16 protein-coding genes and 2 rRNA genes are annotated in these 20110 nt (G+C 68.1%); 15 read left to right on the top strand and 3 right to left on the bottom strand.

The features are described from left to right. Positions 1 to 115: 115 nt before the first annotated feature. From G4Z16_RS13255 to G4Z16_RS13215, 9 genes are all read left to right on the top strand, one after another. Positions 116 to 3241 (top strand): 23S ribosomal RNA (locus G4Z16_RS13255). 120 nt (positions 3242 to 3361) lie between these two features. Then, positions 3362 to 3478, top strand: a 5S ribosomal RNA gene (gene rrf / locus G4Z16_RS13250). A gap of 87 nt (positions 3479 to 3565) precedes the next feature. Then, a complete protein-coding gene (locus G4Z16_RS13245) occupies positions 3566 to 4213 on the top strand; it encodes an HAD family hydrolase (protein WP_197350976.1) in 648 nt (215 codons plus the stop codon). A gap of 59 nt (positions 4214 to 4272) precedes the next feature. Next, positions 4273 to 5454 (top strand): acetoin utilization protein AcuC, encoded by a 1182-nt coding sequence (locus G4Z16_RS13240; protein ID WP_197350975.1) that lies wholly within the window; start codon positions 4273 to 4275, stop codon positions 5452 to 5454. A 105-nt stretch (positions 5455 to 5559) separates the two neighbouring features. After that, entirely contained in the window at positions 5560 to 6435 is an 876-nt protein-coding gene (locus tag G4Z16_RS13235) for a phosphatase (protein WP_197350974.1), read from the top strand. 129 nt (positions 6436 to 6564) lie between these two features. Continuing rightward, positions 6565 to 6774 (top strand): helix-turn-helix domain-containing protein, encoded by a 210-nt coding sequence (locus G4Z16_RS13230; RefSeq protein ID WP_158677109.1) that lies wholly within the window; start codon positions 6565 to 6567, stop codon positions 6772 to 6774. 150 nt (positions 6775 to 6924) lie between these two features. Next, positions 6925 to 7023 carry a 30S ribosomal protein bS22 gene (locus G4Z16_RS13225; protein ID WP_003948845.1) on the top strand — a complete coding sequence of 33 codons (99 nt, stop codon included), beginning with the start codon at positions 6925 to 6927 and terminating at the stop codon, positions 7021 to 7023. A 215-nt stretch (positions 7024 to 7238) separates the two neighbouring features. Continuing rightward, positions 7239 to 8318 carry an NAD-dependent epimerase/dehydratase family protein gene (locus tag G4Z16_RS13220; protein WP_197350973.1) on the top strand — a complete coding sequence of 360 codons (1080 nt, stop codon included), beginning with the start codon at positions 7239 to 7241 and terminating at the stop codon, positions 8316 to 8318. After that, positions 8311 to 9351, top strand: coding sequence for a lysophospholipid acyltransferase family protein (locus G4Z16_RS13215; RefSeq protein ID WP_197350972.1), 1041 nt, complete (start codon positions 8311 to 8313; stop codon positions 9349 to 9351). Before G4Z16_RS13220 ends, G4Z16_RS13215 begins: the two co-directional genes overlap by 8 nt. Before the next feature lie 146 nt (positions 9352 to 9497). Here G4Z16_RS13215 and G4Z16_RS13210 read toward each other — a convergent pair whose 3' ends face one another. From G4Z16_RS13210 to G4Z16_RS13200, 3 genes are all read right to left on the bottom strand, one after another. Then, positions 9498 to 10838, bottom strand: a complete 1341-nt coding sequence (locus tag G4Z16_RS13210) for a DUF5667 domain-containing protein (protein WP_197350971.1) — start codon at positions 10836 to 10838, stop codon at positions 9498 to 9500. A gap of 261 nt (positions 10839 to 11099) precedes the next feature. Further along, on the bottom strand, positions 11100 to 11972 hold the full coding sequence (locus tag G4Z16_RS13205) for an ECF subfamily RNA polymerase sigma factor, BldN family (RefSeq protein ID WP_197350970.1): 873 nt from the start codon (positions 11970 to 11972) through the stop codon (positions 11100 to 11102). Between the two features lie 364 nt (positions 11973 to 12336). Continuing rightward, on the bottom strand, positions 12337 to 13320 hold the full coding sequence (locus G4Z16_RS13200) for an HAD family hydrolase (RefSeq protein WP_197350969.1): 984 nt from the start codon (positions 13318 to 13320) through the stop codon (positions 12337 to 12339). Between the two features lie 264 nt (positions 13321 to 13584). Here G4Z16_RS13200 and G4Z16_RS13195 point away from each other — a divergent pair, with 264 nt between their 5' ends. The 6 genes from G4Z16_RS13195 to hemB all read left to right on the top strand — a co-directional run bounded on the left by G4Z16_RS13195 (position 13585) and on the right by hemB (position 20102). Then, on the top strand, positions 13585 to 13821 hold the full coding sequence (locus G4Z16_RS13195) for a glutaredoxin family protein (RefSeq protein WP_197350968.1): 237 nt from the start codon (positions 13585 to 13587) through the stop codon (positions 13819 to 13821). Between the two features lie 282 nt (positions 13822 to 14103). Beyond that, positions 14104 to 14880 carry a redox-sensing transcriptional repressor Rex gene (locus G4Z16_RS13190; RefSeq protein ID WP_197350967.1) on the top strand — a complete coding sequence of 259 codons (777 nt, stop codon included), beginning with the start codon at positions 14104 to 14106 and terminating at the stop codon, positions 14878 to 14880. After that, the gene (locus tag G4Z16_RS13185) at positions 14877 to 16388 is read left to right on the top strand and encodes a glutamyl-tRNA reductase (protein WP_197350966.1); all 1512 of its coding nucleotides are present in this window, start codon (positions 14877 to 14879) and stop codon (positions 16386 to 16388) included. The genes G4Z16_RS13190 and G4Z16_RS13185 overlap by 4 nt, the downstream gene beginning before the upstream one ends. Continuing rightward, positions 16385 to 17383, top strand: coding sequence for a hydroxymethylbilane synthase (gene hemC, locus G4Z16_RS13180; protein WP_197350965.1), 999 nt, complete (start codon positions 16385 to 16387; stop codon positions 17381 to 17383). Before G4Z16_RS13185 ends, hemC begins: the two co-directional genes overlap by 4 nt. Further along, the gene (locus G4Z16_RS13175) at positions 17380 to 19065 is read left to right on the top strand and encodes a bifunctional uroporphyrinogen-III C-methyltransferase/uroporphyrinogen-III synthase (protein ID WP_197350964.1); all 1686 of its coding nucleotides are present in this window, start codon (positions 17380 to 17382) and stop codon (positions 19063 to 19065) included. The genes hemC and G4Z16_RS13175 overlap by 4 nt, the downstream gene beginning before the upstream one ends. Continuing rightward, positions 19062 to 20102 (top strand): porphobilinogen synthase, encoded by a 1041-nt coding sequence (gene hemB, locus G4Z16_RS13170; protein WP_425508074.1) that lies wholly within the window; start codon positions 19062 to 19064, stop codon positions 20100 to 20102. Before G4Z16_RS13175 ends, hemB begins: the two co-directional genes overlap by 4 nt. Positions 20103 to 20110: the final 8 nt, after the last annotated feature.

Here is a 20110-nt window from a genome sequence, read left to right as displayed (position 1 = left end):
TGGTGGTGGTGTGTGTCTCTTGGTTGCCGGCCCTGGTGTACTCAGGCTTGTGTGGTCTGGGGTGGTGGGTGGCTGGTTGTTGTTTGAGAACTGCACAGTGGACGCGAGCATCTGTGGCCAAGTTTTTAAGGGCGCACGGTGGATGCCTTGGCACCAGGAACCGATGAAGGACGTGGGAGGCCGCGATAGGCCCCGGGGAGTTGTCAACCGAGCTGTGATCCGGGGGTGTCCGAATGGGGAAACCCGGCAGTCGTCATGGGCTGTCACCCGCATCTGAATGTATAGGGTGTGTGGAGGGAACGCGGGGAAGTGAAACATCTCAGTACCCGCAGGAAGAGAAAACAACGGTGATTCCGGGAGTAGTGGCGAGCGAAACTGGATGAGGCTAAACCGTATGTGTGTGAGACCCGGCAGGGGTTGCATGTACGGGGTTGTGGGAGTTCTCTTGATCGGTCTGCCGGCCGGTCGGCGAGTCAGAAATTGTTGATGTAGGCGAAGGGTATGCGAAAGGCCCGGCGTAGAGGGTAAGACCCCCGTAGCTGAAATGTCGGCAACTTGTTTGAGGACCACCCGAGTAGCATGGGGCCCGAGAAATCCTGTGTGAATCTGGCGGGACCACCCGTCAAGCCTAAATATTCCCTGGTGACCGATAGCGGATAGTACCGTGAGGGAATGGTGAAAAGTACCGCGGGAGCGGAGTGAAAGAGTACCTGAAACCGTGTGCCTACAAGCCGTGGGAGCGTCGCACAGGGAGTTTTCTTCCTGTGTCGTGACTGCGTGCCTTTTGAAGAATGAGCCTGCGAGTTTGCGGCATGTTGCGAGGTTAACCCGTGTGGGGGAGCCGTAGCGAAAGCGAGTCCGAAGAGGGCGTTTGAGTAGCGTGTTCAAGACCCGAAGCGGAGTGATCTAGCCATGGGCAGGGTGAAGCGGAGGTAAGACTTCGTGGAGGCCCGAACCCACCAGGGTTGAAAACCTGGGGGATGACCTGTGGTTAGGGGTGAAAGGCCAATCAAACTCCGTGATAGCTGGTTCTCCCCGAAATGCATTTAGGTGCAGCGTCGTGTGTTTCTTGCCGGAGGTAGAGCACTGGATAGGCGATGGGCCCTACCGGGTTACTGACCTTAGCCAAACTCCGAATGCCGGTAAGTGAGAGCGCGGCAGTGAGACTGTGGGGGATAAGCTCCATGGTCGAGAGGGAAACAGCCCAGAGCATCGACTAAGGCCCCTAAGCGTGTGCTAAGTGGGAAAGGATGTGGAGTCGCAGAGACAACCAGGAGGTTGGCTTAGAAGCAGCCATCCTTGAAAGAGTGCGTAATAGCTCACTGGTCAAGTGATTCCGCGCCGACAATGTAGCGGGGCTCAAGCACACCGCCGACGTCGTGTCACTCCAACATGAGGGCTAACGCCTGTTGGGGTGGGTAGGGGAGCGTCGTGTGCCGGGTGAAGCAGCCGTGGAAGCGAGTTGTGGACGGTATGCGAGTGAGAATGCAGGCATGAGTAGCGATACATACGTGAGAAACGTGTGCGCCGATTGACTAAGGGTTCCTGGGTCAAGCTGATCTGCCCAGGGTAAGTCGGGTCCTAAGGCGAGGCCGACAGGCGTAGTCGATGGATAACCGGTTGATATTCCGGTACCCGTGGCAGTGCGCCAACGCTGAATCAGGTGATGCTAAGCCCGTGAAGCCCCCAGTGGTGTCCTTCGGGATGCTGCTGGTGTGGTGGAGCCGGCGGACCGAGCTTGTAGTAGGTGAGTGATGGGGTGACGCAGGAAGGTAGTCCAGCCCGGGCGGTGGTTGTCCCGGGGTAAGGGTGTAGGGCGTCATGCAGGTAAATCCGCATGACATAGGCCTGAGACCTGATGCCGAGCCGATTGTGGTGAAGTGGATGATCCTATGCTGTCGAGAAAAGCCTCTAGCGAGTGCTGTTGCGGCCCGTACCCTAAACCGACTCAGGTGGTCTGGTAGAGAATACCGAGGCGTTCGGGTGAACTATGGTTAAGGAACTCGGCAAAATGCCCCCGTAACTTCGGGAGAAGGGGGGCCACGGCTGGTGATCCCACGTGCTGGGGGAGCTGGTGGTGGCCGCAGAGACCAGCGAGAAGCGACTGTTTACTAAAAACACAGGTCCGTGCGAAGCCGTAAGGCGATGTATACGGACTGACGCCTGCCCGGTGCTGGAACGTTAAGGGGACCGGTTAGTCACATTTCGGTGTGGCGAAGCTGAGAACTTAAGCGCCAGTAAACGGCGGTGGTAACTATAACCATCCTAAGGTAGCGAAATTCCTTGTCGGGTAAGTTCCGACCTGCACGAATGGCGTAACGACTTCTTGACTGTCTCAACCATAGGCCCGGTGAAATTGCACTACGAGTAAAGATGCTCGTTTCGCGCAGCAGGACGGAAAGACCCCGGGACCTTTACTACAGCTTGATATTGGTGTTCGGTTCGGTTTGTGTAGGATAGGTGGGAGACTGTGAAGCATTCGCGCCAGCGGGTGTGGAGTCGTTGTTGAAATACCACTCTGATCGTGCTGGATGTCTAACCTGGGTCCGTGATCCGGATCAGGGACAGTGTCTGGTGGGTAGTTTAACTGGGGCGGTTGCCTCCTAAAATGTAACGGAGGCGCCCAAAGGTTCCCTCAGCCTGGTTGGTCATCAGGTGGTGAGTGTAAGTGCACAAGGGAGCTTGACTGTGAGACTGACGGGTCGAGCAGGGACGAAAGTCGGGACTAGTGATCCGGCGGTGGCTTGTGGAAGCGCCGTCGCTCAACGGATAAAAGGTACCCCGGGGATAACAGGCTGATCTTCCCCAAGAGTCCATATCGACGGGATGGTTTGGCACCTCGATGTCGGCTCGTCGCATCCTGGGGCTGGAGTCGGTCCCAAGGGTTGGGCTGTTCGCCCATTAAAGCGGTACGCGAGCTGGGTTTAGAACGTCGTGAGACAGTTCGGTCCCTATCCGCTGCGCGCGTAGGAGTCTTGAGAAGGGCTGTCCCTAGTACGAGAGGACCGGGACGGACGAACCTCTGGTGTGCCAGTTGTTCCGCCAGGAGCATGGCTGGTTGGCTACGTTCGGGAGGGATAACCGCTGAAAGCATCTAAGCGGGAAGCCTGCTTCGAGATGAGGACTCCCACCCCCATTGTGGGGTTAAGGCTCCCGGGAGATGACCGGGTTGATAGGCCGGATATGGAAGACCCGTGAGGGTTGGAGTTGACCGGTACTAATAAGCCGAGGGCTTGACCACAGATTTGCTCGCGTCCACTGTGCGGTATCTGAAACAACAACCCCATGTTGTTCAGCTGGTTTTAATTGAAGAGTGCGCTGACACACATGAGTTTCCTCGGCCGTTGTGCTGGGGGTGTGTTTCGGTGGTCATAGCGTGAGGGAAACGCCCGGTTACTTTCCGAACCCGGAAGCTAAGCCTTACAGCGCCGATGGTACTGCATGCGGGAGCGTGTGGGAGAGTAGGTCACCGCCGAACTATCTGTAGGAGAAGCCCCGTTGGAAGGGTGGGACAACAACCCACACACACCAACGGGGCTTCTTCATGTGCCCGTACAGTTGCCGCATGGGCAGGTATGACGTGGTCGTCTTCGACAACGACGGTGTGCTGGTGGACAGCGAGCCGATTTCCAATCGCGTACTCGCCGAGTATCTGACGGAGTTGGGGCATCCGACCACGTTCGAGGAGTCGGTGCGCGACTACATGGGTTCGGCGGTGCACCGCATTCACGACCTGGTGCTGGAGCGGTCGGGGCGGCGGCTTCCGGACGACTTCGACGACACCTTTCACGGCCGCGTGTTCTCCGCGTTCCGGAGCGAGTTGAAGGCCGTGGAGGGTGTGCACGAGGTGCTGGCGAAACTGGACGCGGACGGTGTGCCGTACTGCGTCGCCTCGTCCGGGAGTCATGAGCGCATCAGGGTGGCTCTGCGGAAGACGGGGCTGTACGGGCACTTCGGTGAGGGGCACATCTTCAGCGCGGAGGACGTCGGTCGGGGCAAGCCCGCTCCGGATCTCTTCCTGCTTGCGGCAGAGAAGATGGGTGTGAGGCCCGAGCGGTGCGCTGTCGTCGAGGACAGCCCGCTGGGTGTGCAGGCCGCGCTGGCAGCCGGGATGGACGTCTACGGCTTCGCTTCCATGACGCCCCGCGAGAGGCTCGGCGGGGCGACCGCCCACTTCTCCCGCATGGAGCAGCTGCCGGCGCTGCTCTCCTAACAGACGGCTCCGGGTGGGCTCTGTGATCCGTCCCCGGACCATGCCGGTACGGTGTCGGGATGAGTGGCGGCGCACAGTTGATGTGGGACGAGGCAGTCACCGGTTACGACTTCGGGCCGGGACACCCGATGAATCCGGTCCGGTTGGCGCTGACGATGCGGCTGGTCGAGGCGCTCGGTCTTGACGCGCACAAGGACCTGAAGGTGACCTCCGCGAAGGCGGCCGGGGATTCCACGCTGCGGCTCGTACACAGACAGGATTACATCGACGCGGTGCGGCAGATCTCCGACGATCCGGCCTCGGCGACGGGCGAGTTCGGCGTCGGTACGCCGGACGATCCCGCGTTCGCCGGCATGCACGAGGCCTCTTCGCTGATCGCGGGCCAGTCCGTGGCGGCCGCCGACGCCGTGTGGCGCGGGGAAGTGAAGCACGGGGTCAACTTCGCAGGCGGGCTGCACCATGCGATGCACGCGTCCGCATCCGGGTTCTGCATCTACAACGACGCGGCGCTGGCCATCGCGCGGCTCCTGGAGAACGGGGCGGAGCGCGTCGCGTACGTCGACGTGGACGTGCACCACGGGGACGGCGTCCAGGACGCATTCTGGAACGACCCCCGCGTGCTGACGATCTCTCTGCACGAGCACCCGCGGATGCTGTTCCCCGGCACCGGCTGGCCCGAGGAGAGCGGCGGCCCTGACGCCGAGGGCGGAGCGGTGAACGTGGCGCTTCCGGCCGGCACCGGCGACGAGGGCTGGCTGCGGGCGCTGCACGGTGTGGTGCCCGACCTCCTCCGCGAATTCCGGCCACAGGCTCTCGTCACACAGCACGGCGCGGACACGCACTTCGAGGATCCCCTGGCTCATCTGGCCGTCAGCGTGGACGCCCACCGCATCGCCGCCGAATCGCTCCACGGCTGGGCGCACGAGTACGCGGACGGGCGCTGGGTGGCTCTGGGCGGCGGCGGCTACGCCGTGTTCGACGTCGTGCCGCGCACATGGACGCATCTTGTGGCGATCGCCGCGGGTGCGCCCGTGCCGCCGGAGACCGAAGTCCCGGAGTCCTGGCGGGAGTTGGTGTACGCGCGCACGGGCAGCCCCGCGGCGCCGCAGCGGATGACGGACGGGCGCGACCCGGAGTGCCGCAGGTGGGCGGAGACGGGCTACGACCCTGCCGACGCGCTCGACCGGGCGGTGTACGCGACGAGGAAGGCCGTCTTCCCGGCGCACGGGCTGATGCCGTAGCCGGACGGGAAGAGCCCGGTCCCGGCGGCAGCCTGCACCCGTACAAGGTTTCGCCAGGTGGTCGCGGCCCGGAGCACGGGCCACGGGGGGCCGCAGATCGCCAGCATGGGCGGTGTGCTGAGCATCGGCGGATCAGAGGCGGGGAAGGTCGGGGCGGACAACGGTCCGCCCGGCGCGAGCCAACTGCGTGCGCATCTCCTCGATTCCCGCCTTGCCGGCACGACGGCCACCAGCCGGGAGAAGAGTCTGCGCCGGTACCGGCTCTTCGCCGCTCGTGACCCGCGCGCGCTGATCGGGCTCGAACCGGAACGCGAGTGGCCCGTACCGGCGTTGCTGGCACTTATGGCTGAAACCTGTGGTGTGTCGGGCGACGCGGCTACTGTCACGGGTCACGACACCATCGATCCCGAGCGCACCATCGCCGCGCTGGACGCCTTCGCCGACCGGCTGCGAAGTGCGGCTGAGCGGCGGGTTCCCGTGTTGCTGGGGACGGGGCATCCGGCGCGTCTTCTGGGCTTCTACGCAACATTGGCCTCAGCTCTATCGTCGGCCGGATGCACTCTCCTCACATCAGCGACGGGGAGACGTATCGACATAACGACCCGGTTCGGCGTACGCACTCTCACCCTCGGCTACGCACGGGGTGTTGCACTGATACACGAACCCGGCGTGCGCCCGGCAGTTGATGCGCCTGGTGTGCACACGCATTCGCCGTTGCCGCTGCGGACCGTGCTTTCCGCCGCGATGGCGGACGGTGGACCGCTGCCGGGTCTGGTCATCGGGGACCACGGATGGGTCTGCGCAGCAGGTCAGTTGGGTATTGAGGCCATCGGGCCCGCAGATACGGATGATCCGGCGCCGTTCGTGGGTCAGGCCGAGGGGAGGGTGTCAGTTGCGGTACCTGTCGATGACGCTGCGCGGTCCGACAGCTACCGTCCGCTGGCGCACTATGTACTCAATCGAGCGTGTCTGTCACAGTAGGAGACCGATCGCTACTCCTCTTCCCCACTTGCATCACCCGCCCCTAATCTGGGGAGGAGCGCACATGCGAGCGGGAGTCGCCGGAAGGGGAAGCCGGTGACCGACATGTGCGGAAGGTTCAGGTGTGACATGGCTGCTGGCAAGGGACCTCTCAACGAGGTCAACTTTCTGACCGTGGCGGAGGTCGCCTCGGTGATGCGAGTGTCCAAGATGACCGTGTACCGGCTGGTGCACAGCGGTCATCTGCCGGCGATCCGGGTGGGCAGGTCCTTCCGGGTCCCAGAGCAGGCCGTCCATGAATACCTCCAGGAATCCTATGTGGGGGTGGAAACGGCCTGAAGGCGTCGCGCGACGACCCTCGGATTACGAGCCGCGCCCGGCGCCGGGTAGGCTGACCCTTCATGTAGGTCGTGTGGGCTCGGACGCCCCGCGCCGAGTGAAGGCAGTTCTCTCCGTCCAAGCGGAGATGATTTGTGAGCGAGGGTTGTCGTGGGCTCAGTAATCAAGAAGCGGCGTAAGCGGATGGCCAAGAAGAAGCACCGCAAGCTCCTGAAGCGCACGCGAGTTCAGCGTCGCAACAAGAAGTGAGCGAGCGCCGAGTTCGTCGGTGACCGCCGTTCTGCTGCCCGCACCAGGTGTGCGGTGCGGTGGGGCGGCGGTTTCGTTTGGTACAGGCGTCCGAGTTTCGCCTTCGCGTGTGCGGACAGGCGAGAAACGGAATCCGCGGAAACGGAGTCGGCCGGCACACGCGGTGACCCCGCTTCATGCTGCACGGTCCGCAAGCGGGCGTCAGGGGAGGGATCTTGGGCAGGGTCGTACTCGTCACCGGCGTGGCCCGGCAGCTGGGCGGCCATTTCGTGCGCCGTGTCCAACGTGAACCCGATGTGGACCGGGTCGTCGGCGTCGACATCACGGAGCCCGTGCACCACTTGGGCGGCGCCGAGTTCGTCCTGGCGGACATCCGGCAGCCCGACATCGCCGGAGTGCTGGCGCAGCACGGCGTGGACACCGTCGTCCACATGGATGTGCACGGCTCGCCGCCGTCGGTGCCGGGGACGGTCGGCCGCAGCTCGGTCAAGGAAGTCAACGTCATAGGCACCATGCAGCTGCTCGGCGCGTGCCAGAAGGCGCCGACGGTGCGCCGGCTGGTCGTGAAGTCGACGACGAGCGTGTACGGAGGCGCACCGCGCGACCCGGCCGTCTTCGACGAGTCCACTCCGGCCAAGTCGCTGCCCAGCGGCGGCTTCGCGAAGGACGCCGTCGAGGTCGAGGGGTATGTGCGCGGCTTCGCGCGGCGCCGGCCCGACGTGTCCGTCACGGTGCTGCGGTTCGCACATGTGCTGGGTCCGTCCGTGGACTCACCTCTCGCGGCGTACTTCGCGCTACCGGTGCTGCCGACCGTCCTCGGCTACGACCCCCGGCTCCAGTTCGTGCACGAGGACGACGCCGTCGAGGTGCTGCGCCTGGCGGCCCGCGAGCCCCGGCGGGGCACGCTCAGCGCGGGTACGTTCAACATCGCCGGGGACGGCACTCTGTTGCTCTCCCAGTGCGCACGCAGGCTCGGGCGGCCGACGGTGCCGATGCTGCTTCCCGCGATCCGCTGGGGCAGGTCGCTGCTGCAGTCGGTCGGGGCGACGGATTTCTCGCCGGAGCAGGTGCGGCTGCTGACGCACGGACGTGTCGTACGTACGGCACAGATGCGTGAAGTCCTCGGATTCGAGCCGCGGTTCACGACGGGCGAGACGCTGGCGGCCTTCGCGCGCAGCCGCGGTCCGGGGCTGATGCCGCCGGAGGCCTTGGCCCGTACGGTCGACAGGGTGGCTGCGATGCTGGAGCCACCAGAGGTAGGAGCGCAGGACGAGGAGGTCGGCCGGCGTGGCTGATGCGAAGGTCATCCCGTTCGGGTCTCCTGACGACGGGCACGAGCGGCGCGGCGGGTACCAACGGCACGAGGCGCGCGGGGAGCGGCATCTGCGCACGGGAAACACGGGCACGGGCGGCAGCGACTCCGGTGGAGACGGCCACGATGCGGCGTCCGGCGGTGGCGCGGAGGCGCAGGACGCGGCCCAGGCGGAGGGCGGCTGGGAGCGGAAGGCCGCACAGGCGCTGGCCTTCCTGCGCAGGCGCGTCACGGGCGAGTACGAGGTCGACGACTTCGGCTACGACCCCGAACTGACCGACCAGGTGCTGATGTCGCTGCTGCGGCCCATGTACGAGAAGTACTTCAGGGTCGAGGTGCGCGGTGTCGAGAACATTCCCGACGAGGGCTCGGCGCTCATCGTCTCCAACCATTCGGGCACGCTGCCGCTCGACGGTCTGATGATGCAGGTCGCCGTCCACGACAACCATCCGGCCGGCCGCCATCTGCGCCTGCTCGCGGCGGACCTCGTCTTCATGCTGCCCGTCGTCAACGCGCTCGCGCGCAAGGCAGGGCACACGCTTGCCTGTTCGGAGGACGCCTCGGCGCTGCTGGCAAGGGGCGAGGTCGTGGGGGTCATGCCGGAAGGGTTCAAGGGGCTCGGCAAGCCGTTCTCGGAGCGCTACAAGCTGCAGCGGTTCGGGCGTGGCGGCTTCGTGTCGACCGCGCTGCGCGCCGGGGCGCCGATCGTGCCGTGCTCGGTCGTCGGGGCCGAGGAGATATTCCCGATGGTCGGCAACGCCAAGACGCTCGCAAGGCTGCTGGGTTTCCCGTACTTTCCGGTGACGCCGACGTTCCCCTGGCTCGGGCCGCTGGGAGCTCTGCCGCTGCCGACGAAGTGGACCATCCAGTTCGGTGAGCCGATCCCGACGGACGGCTACCCGGCCGGATCGGCCGAGGACCCCATGCTGATGTTCAACCTCACGGACCAGATACGCGAGACCATCCAGCACACGCTCTACAAGCTGCTGGTGCAGCGCCGGTCGGTGTTCTTCTAGCCGTACCCGGCGGGAGGGCACGCGTCAGGGGGCACACGTCCCGCCGACAGTGACCGTGGGACGGAACGAACAACGCCCCTCCTGTGTCCCGGACTTCACTGCCCGGTGCACCGAAGGGGCGTCGCCTGCGCCGCTCTCCCGCCGCGCTACTTGCCGTTCTCCGAGAGCTTCTTCAGCCCCGGCAGCACATCCGGGACGATGGGCGGCAGTGTGACCTGCGAATCCTGCTGCGAATCGCCGTCCGAGCCCGGGTGCGACGGATTCCCGTCCGCGTCCCTCGACGGGTCCAGGAGGCCGCCACCGCCGATGAGTTCTCCGGCACGCGGATCCGAGCCGGTCGGCGACGGTTCGCCGCTCCCGCCGGCCTCGCGCCCGTCCCCCGAGACACCGGACGAGGACGTCGACGAAGGACCGGGCGACGTACGGCCGTGACCGTTCCGGCCCTCACCGCCCTGCCCCTGGCCGCGAGACGACTCCTTGTCCGAGCCGGACAGCAGGCCCGCGATCGGGGTGATGTCGTGGTCCATGGCGTCGAAGACCGAACTCACGTCGTCGCGTACGTCGGAGAGTTGCGGGGGGAGGTTCCGCTGGAGCTTCGCCCAGCTCTCGCGGTTCCCCGAGCTGAAGGAGGAGAGCGAGCGCATCGGTCCGATGCGGCCATCCCTCTCGTACGCCGAGCTGAGCAGCTGGTGTCCCTCGGCCGCGTCGTAGCGCATCCCGGCGAGGGCCCTGCGGACCTTGCCCATCGACTCGTCGTCCAACTCGGCGCCGCCGCGGGCCCCTTCCATCAGGCGGCGGGCCTCCCGCAGCCTTGCCGACGCACGGTCCAGATGCACCTGGCCGCGGTCCGTCTCGTCGTCCGCGAAGTCGAGGCGCAGATCCTCCATGCCTCGCTTGAGGCCGTACAGCGAGTCGCCGGGCAGGGCCTCGCTGCTCGCCGCGGCGACGCCGCCGAGCGCGGACGCGGCGACTCCGACGCCGAGCCCGCCGGCGGCAAGCCCCTTGCCGAGACGGGAGTTGGGGCGGAGCTTGCTCAACGGGCCGGCGGTGGGGGCGCGATGGGCGCCCTTCCTGGATCCTCGGCCGTCCCGCTGTGCCGGCACCTGACGGGTGCGCGCCTCGGGTGAGGCGAACTCCGCCTCCATGGCGGCGATCAGCTGCGCCCGCTGGACGGTCTTGACGTCGGGCGCCAGCGCCGGCCGGGGCACTGAGCGGAGCCTCTCCGCCAGACCCAGCAGCAGCTCGGGCTCGCTGTCCCCGTCTTCCCCGGACGAGCTCTCCGCCGCACGTGCGGCGGTCGCCACGCTGTCGCCCGCCTGGAACGGACGGACCGGCGCGGGCGCGGGAACGGGCACCGGTGCAGTGATGCCCGCGCTCCCGACCACCTCAGCCGTCCGGTTGTCCGCCCCGGCCTCGTCGAGCGCGTGCTCGTCCAGGGCTTGTGCGAAGGCGGCAGCCCGCTTGCTCGCGGCTGCGGACCCGATCACGGGCGGCACCTCCTCTCGTCAGCACGGTCCACTCCCCACCACGGATGGAAGTTGTGGGAAAGCGCTCATGTTCACTCGGAAGTGTGAGCAAACCCTTGCGCGCCACGGGTGCGGGGAGACTGCACCCCGACAACGAGCGGCAAGCCACTCGGGTTACGGACTCACGATGATGTGACCACATGCATGCACCGAGTCACGCTGTGGTGAACGCCAAGCCCGGCAAAAATGGATGAACTGGTCAGCGCAAAGCGCGAGTTGGGCTCAGCGGGCGTCCTGGGGCAGCAGCCGCGCGAGAGTGCGGACAGCCCGGTACTGGAGGGTCTTGATGGCGCCCTCGTTCTTCCCCATGGCACGGGCGGTCTCGGCGACCGACAGGCCCTGGAGGAAGCGGAGCGTGACGCACTCCTGCTGCTGGGGGTTGAGCCTGCGTACGGCCTCGAGCAGGGCGGCGTTCGAGAGCGACTCCAGGACGGAGTCCTCCGGGCTGCGCTCGACCTCGTTGGCGTCGAGCATCTCGCCGGTGGTCACCTCCAGCCGGAAGCGGCTCGACTTGAAGTGGTCGGCGACGAGATTGCGGGCGATGGTGACCAGCCATGCGCCGAAGTCCCGGCCCTGCCAGGTGAAGGTGCCGATGCGCCGCAGGGCCCGCAGGAACGTCTCACTCGTGAGGTCCTCGGCCGTCGCCTTGCCGCCCACGCGGTAGTAGATGTACCGGTACACCGTGTCGCTGTACTGGTCGTAGAGGCGGCCGAAGGCCTCGGCCTCGCCGGCCTGCGCCCGCTCGACGAGATCCATCATCCGGCGGCCGTCGGCGTCCGAGACCGCTGGACGGGCGCGCCGGGCGTTGGAGGTGCCCGCGCTTCCCGATGCGGAGCTGCGGGTGCGCCTGCCGACACTGCCGGAGGACGCGGCGGAGACGGCCGGGGCGGCGTGGGCGGCGGGCGCGCCGACGGCCGCGCTGGTGGCGGCGCGGTGCGCCATGACATAGCGGTGGCCGGCGGGGACGGGTACGGCCGATGCGAGGGCGGGGGCATACGCGCGGGGGACAAGATCGCGCAGCCGGCCGAGTGCCGCAACGACCGTGCTGCGCAGCGTAGCCAGGCCCGAGGCGTCAACCCCGACGTGTGGGTACACGGGACTCCCAGAGGCAGAGCTTCCATCACGTGCAGTACGGGACCGTTCGACCCGGTAGGGGCGTGCGGGTACCGATTGCGTCTGAGGAGAATAACGCTTCGTATAGACAGTGCTACGCGTAGTTGCTGAAATCGCCGATTCAGTCGGATCTGTTACGCGTTGATGCCCTCAATTGAACAGACTGTGAACAGCTCAACGATCGTTTGCTGATCACAACTTGTCGTTCGAGTTACGACTTGTGCCCGGAAGTCCGAAGCGTGACTGGCGGGAAGGACCGTGCGCGGGATGTGCGAAACGCGGGCCCAACTGCCGCGCGCCATTGGCCGATACGGCGTGTCGGGACGTGGCCGGCCGGACTGCGGCCTTACCGGCGACGGCGCTGCAGAGCCACCGCCGCGGCCGCTCCGCCCGCCACCGCGCCGACGCCGGCGGCCGCCGGGATGCCGACCTTCGCCGCCTTGCGCCCGGTCCTGTAGTCGCGCAGCCGCCAGCCCATTTCGCGCGCGTGCTCGCGAAGCCTGCTGTCAGGATTGATCGCATACGGATATCCGACGAGCGAGAGCATCGGGATGTCGTTCGCCGAGTCGCTGTACGCGGCGCACCGCTCCAGCTCCAGGTCCTCCGCCGCGGCGAGCGCCCGTACGGCCTCGGCCTTGGCGGGGCCGTGCAGCGGCTCGCCCACCAGCCGTCCCGTGTAGACGCCGTCCACCGATTCCGCGACGGTGCCGAGCGCGCCGGTCAGTCCGAGCCGCTGGGCGATGATCGTCGCCGTCTCCACGGGAGCGGCGGTCACGAGCCAGACCTTCTGTCCCGCGTCGAGGTGTGCCTGGGCGAGCGCACGCGTGCCGGGCCAGATGCGGCCGGCCATGTACTCGTCGTAGATCTCCTCGCCGATGGCGGTCAGTTCGGAGACGCTGTGGCCCTTGACGATGGAGAGCGCGCTGGAGCGCACGTCCGCCATGTGCCCGGCGTTCTCGTTCCCCGCCATCCTGAACCAGGCCTGCTGCCAGGCGAACCGGGCCAGTTCGCGCTTCTCGAAGAAGTCGCGCTTGTACAGGCCGCGGCCGAAGTGGAAGAGGGCGGCGCCCTGCATCACCGTGTTGTCGAGGTCGAAGAAGGCGGCCGCACGGATGTCGCCCGCTACGGGGAACTCGGACTCCTCGTCCTCGTCCGCCTGCGCCGCCTCGAAGACACCCTGCTGGAGCTCTTCCGCCTGCCGCTGCTCAAGCTCGTGCTTGCGTGCCGCGTCGGCCGACGCCTCGCCGGCGAGCACGCTGCGCGCGGTCGCGGAGCCGGCCCGGCTCGCGATCCAGGACCAGGCGTGACGGGGAGAGGGACGGGAGGGCATGACACCGAGGATAGCCACTTCGTGGCGCGCGCCTGTTACGCCCGGATGTCCAACTGTGGGCCGTACGGGACACATTCGGAACTCACCGGTTGCGTACGGGTGTTAGGCGTGCCCGCCGTCCCTGTCCGGGCGGCGGGAGTGCCCGTGACCGTCCCGTACCTGTACGTACGGGCATCAGGGACGGCCCATCCGGCGGCAGCGGTGCCGGATGTGAAGCCGCGGGGAGGTGACGTGTGGTGCCGGAGAAGCGTGACAATGGCGGGCATGAGGACTGTCACCCTGATCGGTAAGCCCGGGTGCCATCTGTGCGACATCGCGCGGGACGTGATCGTGCGGGTGTGCGCCGAGACCGGAGCGGCCTGGGAGGAGAAGAACATCGAGGACGACCAGGAGCTGTACCGGAAGTACTGGGAGCAGATCCCGGTTGTACTGGTGGACGGTGCGCAGCACGATTTCTGGCGCGTGGACCCGCAACGGCTGCGCAAGGCGCTGGAGAGCTAGCCGACGGGACAACGGCGGCCTTCGGACGGCCCCGGGAGGACCGGTTGCCGTGCTGGGCAAGGGAGTTGGGCCCTTTCGCGGCAGCGCCGGTCACGACCGGTGGCAGATGAGGAGTGACGTGTGTCGCGCGTGTTGCATGTGGCACCGGTCACGTTGACCGGACAAATCGGACTCCATCTTTGTGCACGCGTTCACAAAGGCATAGCCTTGTCGCGATGGAGCGTTCGGAACGCGCGGCTCGCGCGAGATCGCTCACCGCTTCGCGCAAACGGCAGGAGCACCGTGGCAACTGGCCGAAACCACCGACCGGCGACGACCCGGAGCCGAGGGATCCCCGAGGCCACCGTCGCCCGGCTTCCGCTGTACCTGCGGGCCCTGACGGCGCTTTCCGAGCGTTCGGTGCCCACGGTCTCCTCCGAGGAACTGGCCGCCGCGGCGGGGGTCAATTCGGCCAAGCTGCGCAAGGACTTCTCCTATCTCGGCTCCTACGGCACCCGCGGGGTCGGATACGACGTCGAATACCTCGTCTACCAGATCTCGCGAGAGCTGGGTCTGACGCAGGACTGGCCCGTCGTGATCGTCGGTATCGGTAACCTCGGCGCCGCACTCGCCAACTACGGGGGCTTCGCCTCCCGCGGATTCCGCGTGGCCGCCCTCATCGACGCCGACCCGTCCCTGACCGGCAGGTCCGTCGCAGGCATCGACGTGAAGCACACCGACCAGCTCGAGCAGATCGTCGACGAGAGCGGCGTATCCATCGGCGTCATCGCCACGCCGGCGGGCTCCGCGCAGCAGGTGTGCGACCGGCTCGTGGCCGCCGGGATCACTTCCATCCTCAACTTCGCCCCGACCGTGCTGTCCGTCCCCGAGGGCGTCGACGTACGGAAGGTGGACCTGTCCATCGAGCTTCAGATCCTCGCCTTCCACGAGCAGCGCAAGGCCGGCGAGGAAGCGCCCGAGGAGGAGACGGCCCCTCCGGCGGTCCCGCCCGCCGCGGCTGTCAGCAAGCGTCCCGAGCCGGGATCTGACGGGGACCGCCCCGCCGTGATGCCCGCATGAGTCTGCTGGTCGTCGGTCTCAGCCACCGCAGTGCCCCGGTGAGCGTCCTGGAGCGGGCCGTGCTCGCGCCCCAGGTGCGCGGCAAGCTGCTTCAGGATGCCGTGAGCGCCGAGCCCGCCGCCGAGGCCGCGGTGCTCTCCACCTGCAACCGCATCGAGCTGTACGCCGACGTGGACAAGTTCCACGCCGGCGTCGCCGATCTGTCGACGCTGCTGGCACAGCACAGCGGCGTCGGCCTCGACGAGCTGACTCCTCACCTGTACGTGCACTACGAGGACAGGGCCGTGCACCACCTGTTCTCGGTGGCCTGCGGCCTGGACTCGATGGTCGTCGGCGAGGGCCAGATCCTCGGCCAGATCAAGGACGCCCTCGCTGTCGCCCAGGAGCAGCACACCGCGGGGCGGCTGCTCAACGACCTCTTCCAGCAGGCGCTGCGCACGGGCAAGCGCGCCCACAGCGAGACGGGCATCGACAAGGCCGGGCAGTCGCTCGTCACCTTCGGCCTGGAACAGCTCGCCCGTCCGGCCCCCGTCGAGGACTGGGTGCGGGGCAAGCGCGCCCTGGTCATCGGCGCGGGATCGATGTCGTCCCTCGCCGCGACGACGCTCGCGCGGGCCGGTGTGGCCGAACTGGTGATCGCCAACCGGACCCTGGACCGCGCCGAACGGCTGGCCTCCGGGCTGGGGCCCGGGCTCGCCGCGGGTGCGGCGCCGGTCGCAGCGCTGAGCGCCGGGCACGGTCCGCGCGCACACGCTCTGCCGATCGACGGCCTCGCGGCGGAGCTGCCCCGCGCGGACATCGTCGTCTCCTGCACGGGCGCCACCGGTCTCGTCCTCACCGAGGAGGCCGTACGCGAGGCGCTGGAGCGGCGCTCCGCCGCCGACGCGGAGGTCGCCGCAGGGCCCGGCGGGGACATGGCGCTGCTCGACCTGGCCATGCCCCGCGACATCGACGCGGCCCTGCACGGCACCGAGCGGGTGCGGCTCGTCGACATCGAGTCGCTCGCGGAGGTGGCCGCGGACGCGCCGCTGGCCGCGGACGTGGACGCGGTGCGGAGCATCGTCAGTGATGAGGTCTCCGCCTTCGGCGCCGCGCAGCGGGCCGCGACGATCACCCCGACGGTCGTCGCCCTGCGCACGATGGCGGCGGACGTCGTCGCCTCCGAGATGGCCCGGCTCGAGGGCCGGCTCCAGGGCCTCGACGACAAGCAACGCGCGGAGATCACGCAGACCGTGCGGCGCGTCGTGGACAAGCTCCTGCACGCGCCCACCGTGCGTGTGAAGGAGCTGGCCGGTGAGCCCGGCGGCGCGGGATACGCGGACGCGCTGCGCGAGCTCTTCGACCTCGACCCGCAGACGGTCGCAGCCGTCAGCAGCCCCGTGACCCCCGGCGTCCCGGAGCCCGCCGAGTCCCCGGAACGCCGTGGTGCGGCACGGCGGGCCGAGCAGAACGACGAAGCAGGCGTCCCGGGCCCGAACACGGCCGGGCGCGACGAGGTGAGCACATGAGCAACAGCCCAGCGAACGCCCTCCGCCTGGGCACCCGTCGCAGCAAGCTCGCCATGGCCCAGTCGGGGCTCGTGGCCGAGCAGGTGCGGCGGCTGACGGGACGCCCCGTCGAGCTGGTCGAGATCACGACGTACGGCGACGTCAGCAGGGAACAGCTCGCGCAGATCGGCGGCACTGGCGTCTTCGTGACGGCTCTCCGCGAAGCGCTGCTGGACGGACGGATCGACTTCGCCGTCCACTCGCTCAAGGATCTGCCCACAGCGCAGCCCGAAGGGCTGAACCTGGCTGCCGTGCCCCGCCGTGCCGACGCCCGTGACGTGCTGATCGCCCGCGACGGGCTCGGCTTCGAAGAGCTCGCGGCGACGGTGCGGATCACGGGCAGGCCCGCCCGCATCGGCACGGGATCGCCCCGCCGGATGTCCCAACTGGCCGCCTGGGCACGCAGCTTGGGCGTCGAGGTCGACACCGTGCCGATCCGGGGGAATATCGACACGCGCATCGGGTATGTGCGCTCAGGCGAACTCGACGCCGTGGTGCTCGCAGCTGCCGGGATGGAGCGCACCGGACGCCTCGACGAGGTCACCGAACTGCTCAGCCCCGACGTCGTGCTGCCGGCCCCCGGCCAAGGGGCCCTCGCTGTCGAGTGCGCGTCGGCCGACGCACACCTGGCCACCCAGCTCGCCGAGCTCGACGACCCGCACACGCGGGCCGCCGTGACCGCCGAGCGAACCCTGCTCGCCGCCTTGGAGGCCGGCTGCAGCGCACCCGTGGGAGCGCTCGCCGACCTGCTGGACGACGGGCAGGTTGTCACCGAAATGCGCCTGCGCGGCGTCGTCGGAACCATCGACGGCGAGACGCTGGTGCAGCTGTCCACCACCGGTCCCGTACCGGCGTCCGCGGAGGGCACAGCGATCCCGGAGAACATGGGTCGTGAGCTCGCCGACGAGATGCTCGCCAAGGGCGCGGCCGGTCTGATGGGGGAGCGAGCACTTTGAGCCCCACCACTGCCCACAACTCGACAGTCCGGCACCTCTACGGCGCACACGGACACGTCACCTTCCTAGGTGCCGGGCCCGGGGACCCGGGTCTGCTGACCCTGCGCGCCGTCGAGGCGCTGGCACAGGCCGACGTGCTTGTGGCCGACCCGCATGTGTACGACGTGGTCCGCGGCCACGCGCGGGCAGGGGTGGACACGCCGCTTCGGGTGGAAGCCGAGGCGAAGCCGGACGCGAAAGCTGACGGTGCGTCAGCGGACGCGGCCGCGAACGGTGCAGCAGATATTGCCATGGCAGCCGCACGCTCGGGCAAGCGGGTCGTGCGAGCGGTGACGGGCGATCCCGGCCTGGACGCGGACGCGTCGCGCGAGATGCTGGCGTGCGCACGCGAAGGCATCCCGTTCGAGGTCGTGCCCGGCATCGCGACCGCCGTGGGCGTGCCCGCGTATGCCGGGATCCCGCTCCGCGACGCGGAGGGCACCGACGTCCGCTTCATCGACGCGCGCACCGCCGACGACAGATGCTGGACCGAGGTCGGCGCCAGCGACGCCACAGTCGTCGTCTCGACGAGCCTCGACTCCGTCGTCTCCGTCGCGGGCGAACTCGTCGCCGGCGGCCGCAAGCCCGAGACCCCGCTGACGGTCACCGTCGCGGGCACCACCACCCGGCAGCGGACGTGGAGCGCCACGCTCGGCACCATCGGGCAGGTGCTCAAGTCCGCGAAGGTGCTGCCCTCCCCCGAGGGCGGGCAGCCGGTCATAGCCGTGGTCGGCGAGCGCAGCGGCGCTGCGGAGCGTCATCGCCTGGCGTGGTTCGAGTCCAAGCCGCTCTTCGGATGGCAGGTGCTGGTCCCGCGCACGAAGGAGCAGGCCGAGTCGCTCTCCGACCAGCTGCGCAGCTACGGTGCCGTGCCCGCCGAGGTGCCCACGATCGCGGTGGAGCCGCCGCGCACGCCGCAGCAGATGGAACGTGCGGTCAAGGGCCTGGTCACCGGGCGGTACGAGTGGATCGCCTTCACCTCGGTCAACGCCGTGAAGGCGGTGCGCGAGAAGTTCGAGGAGTACGGGCTGGACGCGCGCGCCTTCGCGGGGATCAAGGTCGCCGCGGTGGGCGAGCAGACCGGCAAGGCGCTGATCGAGTTCGGCGTGAAGCCGGACCTGGTGCCCAGCGGTGAGCAGTCCGCCGCAGGGCTGCTGGAGGACTGGCCGCCCTACGACCCCGTCTTCGACCCCATCGACCGTGTGTTCCTGCCGCGAGCCGACATCGCCACCGAGACGCTCGTGGCCGGGCTCATCGAGCTCGGCTGGGAGGTCGACGACGTGACCGCGTACCGCACCGTGCGCGCCTCGCCGCCGCCCGCCGAGACGCGGGAGGCGATCAAGGGAGGCGGCTTCGACGCGGTGCTGTTCACCTCGTCGTCCACGGTGCGGAACCTCGTCGGCATCGCCGGCAAGCCGCACAACGTGACCGTCATCGCCTGTATCGGCCCGGCCACCGCCAAGACGGCGGAGGAGCACGGGCTGCGGGTGGACGTCATGTCGCCGGAGCCGTCGGTGCACAAACTGGCCGAGGCGCTGGCGGACTTCGGCGCGGAGCGCCGCGCCGAGGCCGTCGCCGCCGGCGACGTGGTGAAGCGGCCGAGCGAGAAGCGCCCGGCCAGGAGGAGGGCACGATCGTCGTGACAGCGCACGTTCCCGGCGGTGCCGGTGCCGGTGGTGTCGGCAGTGGCGCCGTCCCGGGCGGCTTCCCGTCCGTGCGGCCGCGCAGGCTCCGCACCACCCCGGCGATGCGCCGCATGGTCACCGAGCACCGGCCGCACCCGGCGGACCTGATCCTTCCCGTCTTCGTACGGGACGGCATCAGCGAGCCGGTGCCCGTCTCGTCCATGCCGGGCGTCGTCCAGCACACGCGGGAGACGCTGAAGAAGGCGGCCTCCGAGGCCGTACGGGCGGGCGTCGGCGGCATCATGATCTACGGCGTGCCCGAGGAGGCCGACAAGGACGCTGTCGGCACCGCCGGCACCGACCCCGAGGGCATCCTGCAGGTCGCGCTGCGGGACGTACGTGCAGAGGTCGGAGACGACATCGTGATCATGTCCGACCTGTGCCTGGACGAGACCACGGATCACGGCCACTGCGGCGTCCTGGACGCGCAGGGCCGGATCGACAACGACGCGACGCTGGAGCGGTACGCCGAGATGGCCCGCGTCCAGGTCGAGGCCGGGGCCCATGTGCTGGGCCCCAGCGGCATGATGGACGGCCAGATCGGTTATGTACGCCGCGCGCTGGACAAGGCGGGCCACCAGGACGTGGCGCTCTTCGCCTACACGGCCAAGTACGCCTCGGCGTTCTACGGCCCGTTCCGTGAGGCCGTCGGATCCTCGCTCAAGGGCGACCGCAACACCTACCAGCAGAACCCGGCGAACAACGCCCGTGAGGCGCTGCGTGAGCTGTCCCTCGACGCGGCAGAGGGCGCGGACATGGTGATGGTCAAGCCGGGGCTTCCGTACCTGGACATCCTCCGCGACTTCGCCGAGCGGGCCGAAGTCCCCGTCGGCGTCTACCAGATCTCCGGCGAGTACGCGATGGTCGAGGCCGCCGCGCAGAACGGCTGGATCGACCGGGACCGGGCCATCATGGAGACGCTGACGAGCTTCAAGCGCGCCGGTGCGAACCTCATCCTCACCTACTGGGCCACGGAGGCCGCGGGGAAGCTGTAGCGCGGGCC

Origin of the sequence: Streptomyces bathyalis, from assembly GCF_015910445.1 — a bacterium.
In the GTDB taxonomy this organism is placed as follows: domain Bacteria; phylum Actinomycetota; class Actinomycetes; order Streptomycetales; family Streptomycetaceae; genus Streptomyces; species Streptomyces bathyalis.
This window is presented reverse-complemented; position numbering and strand designations above follow the sequence as displayed.

Excerpts from the sequence above, each read along its gene's own strand:
- G4Z16_RS13245 (WP_197350976.1), top strand. The coding sequence starts at position 3,566 with ATGGGCAGGTATGACGTGGTCGTCTTCGACAACGACGGTGTGCTGGTG.
- G4Z16_RS13240 (WP_197350975.1), top strand. The coding sequence starts at position 4,273 with ATGAGTGGCGGCGCACAGTTGATGTGGGACGAGGCAGTCACCGGTTAC.
- G4Z16_RS13235 (WP_197350974.1), top strand. The coding sequence starts at position 5,560 with ATGGGCGGTGTGCTGAGCATCGGCGGATCAGAGGCGGGGAAGGTCGGG.
- G4Z16_RS13230 (WP_158677109.1), top strand. The coding sequence starts at position 6,565 with ATGGCTGCTGGCAAGGGACCTCTCAACGAGGTCAACTTTCTGACCGTG.
- G4Z16_RS13200 (WP_197350969.1), bottom strand. The coding sequence starts at position 13,320 with ATGCCCTCCCGTCCCTCTCCCCGTCACGCCTGGTCCTGGATCGCGAGC.
- G4Z16_RS13195 (WP_197350968.1), top strand. The coding sequence starts at position 13,585 with ATGAGGACTGTCACCCTGATCGGTAAGCCCGGGTGCCATCTGTGCGAC.
- G4Z16_RS13185 (WP_197350966.1), top strand. The coding sequence starts at position 14,877 with ATGAGTCTGCTGGTCGTCGGTCTCAGCCACCGCAGTGCCCCGGTGAGC.
- hemC (WP_197350965.1), top strand. The coding sequence starts at position 16,385 with ATGAGCAACAGCCCAGCGAACGCCCTCCGCCTGGGCACCCGTCGCAGC.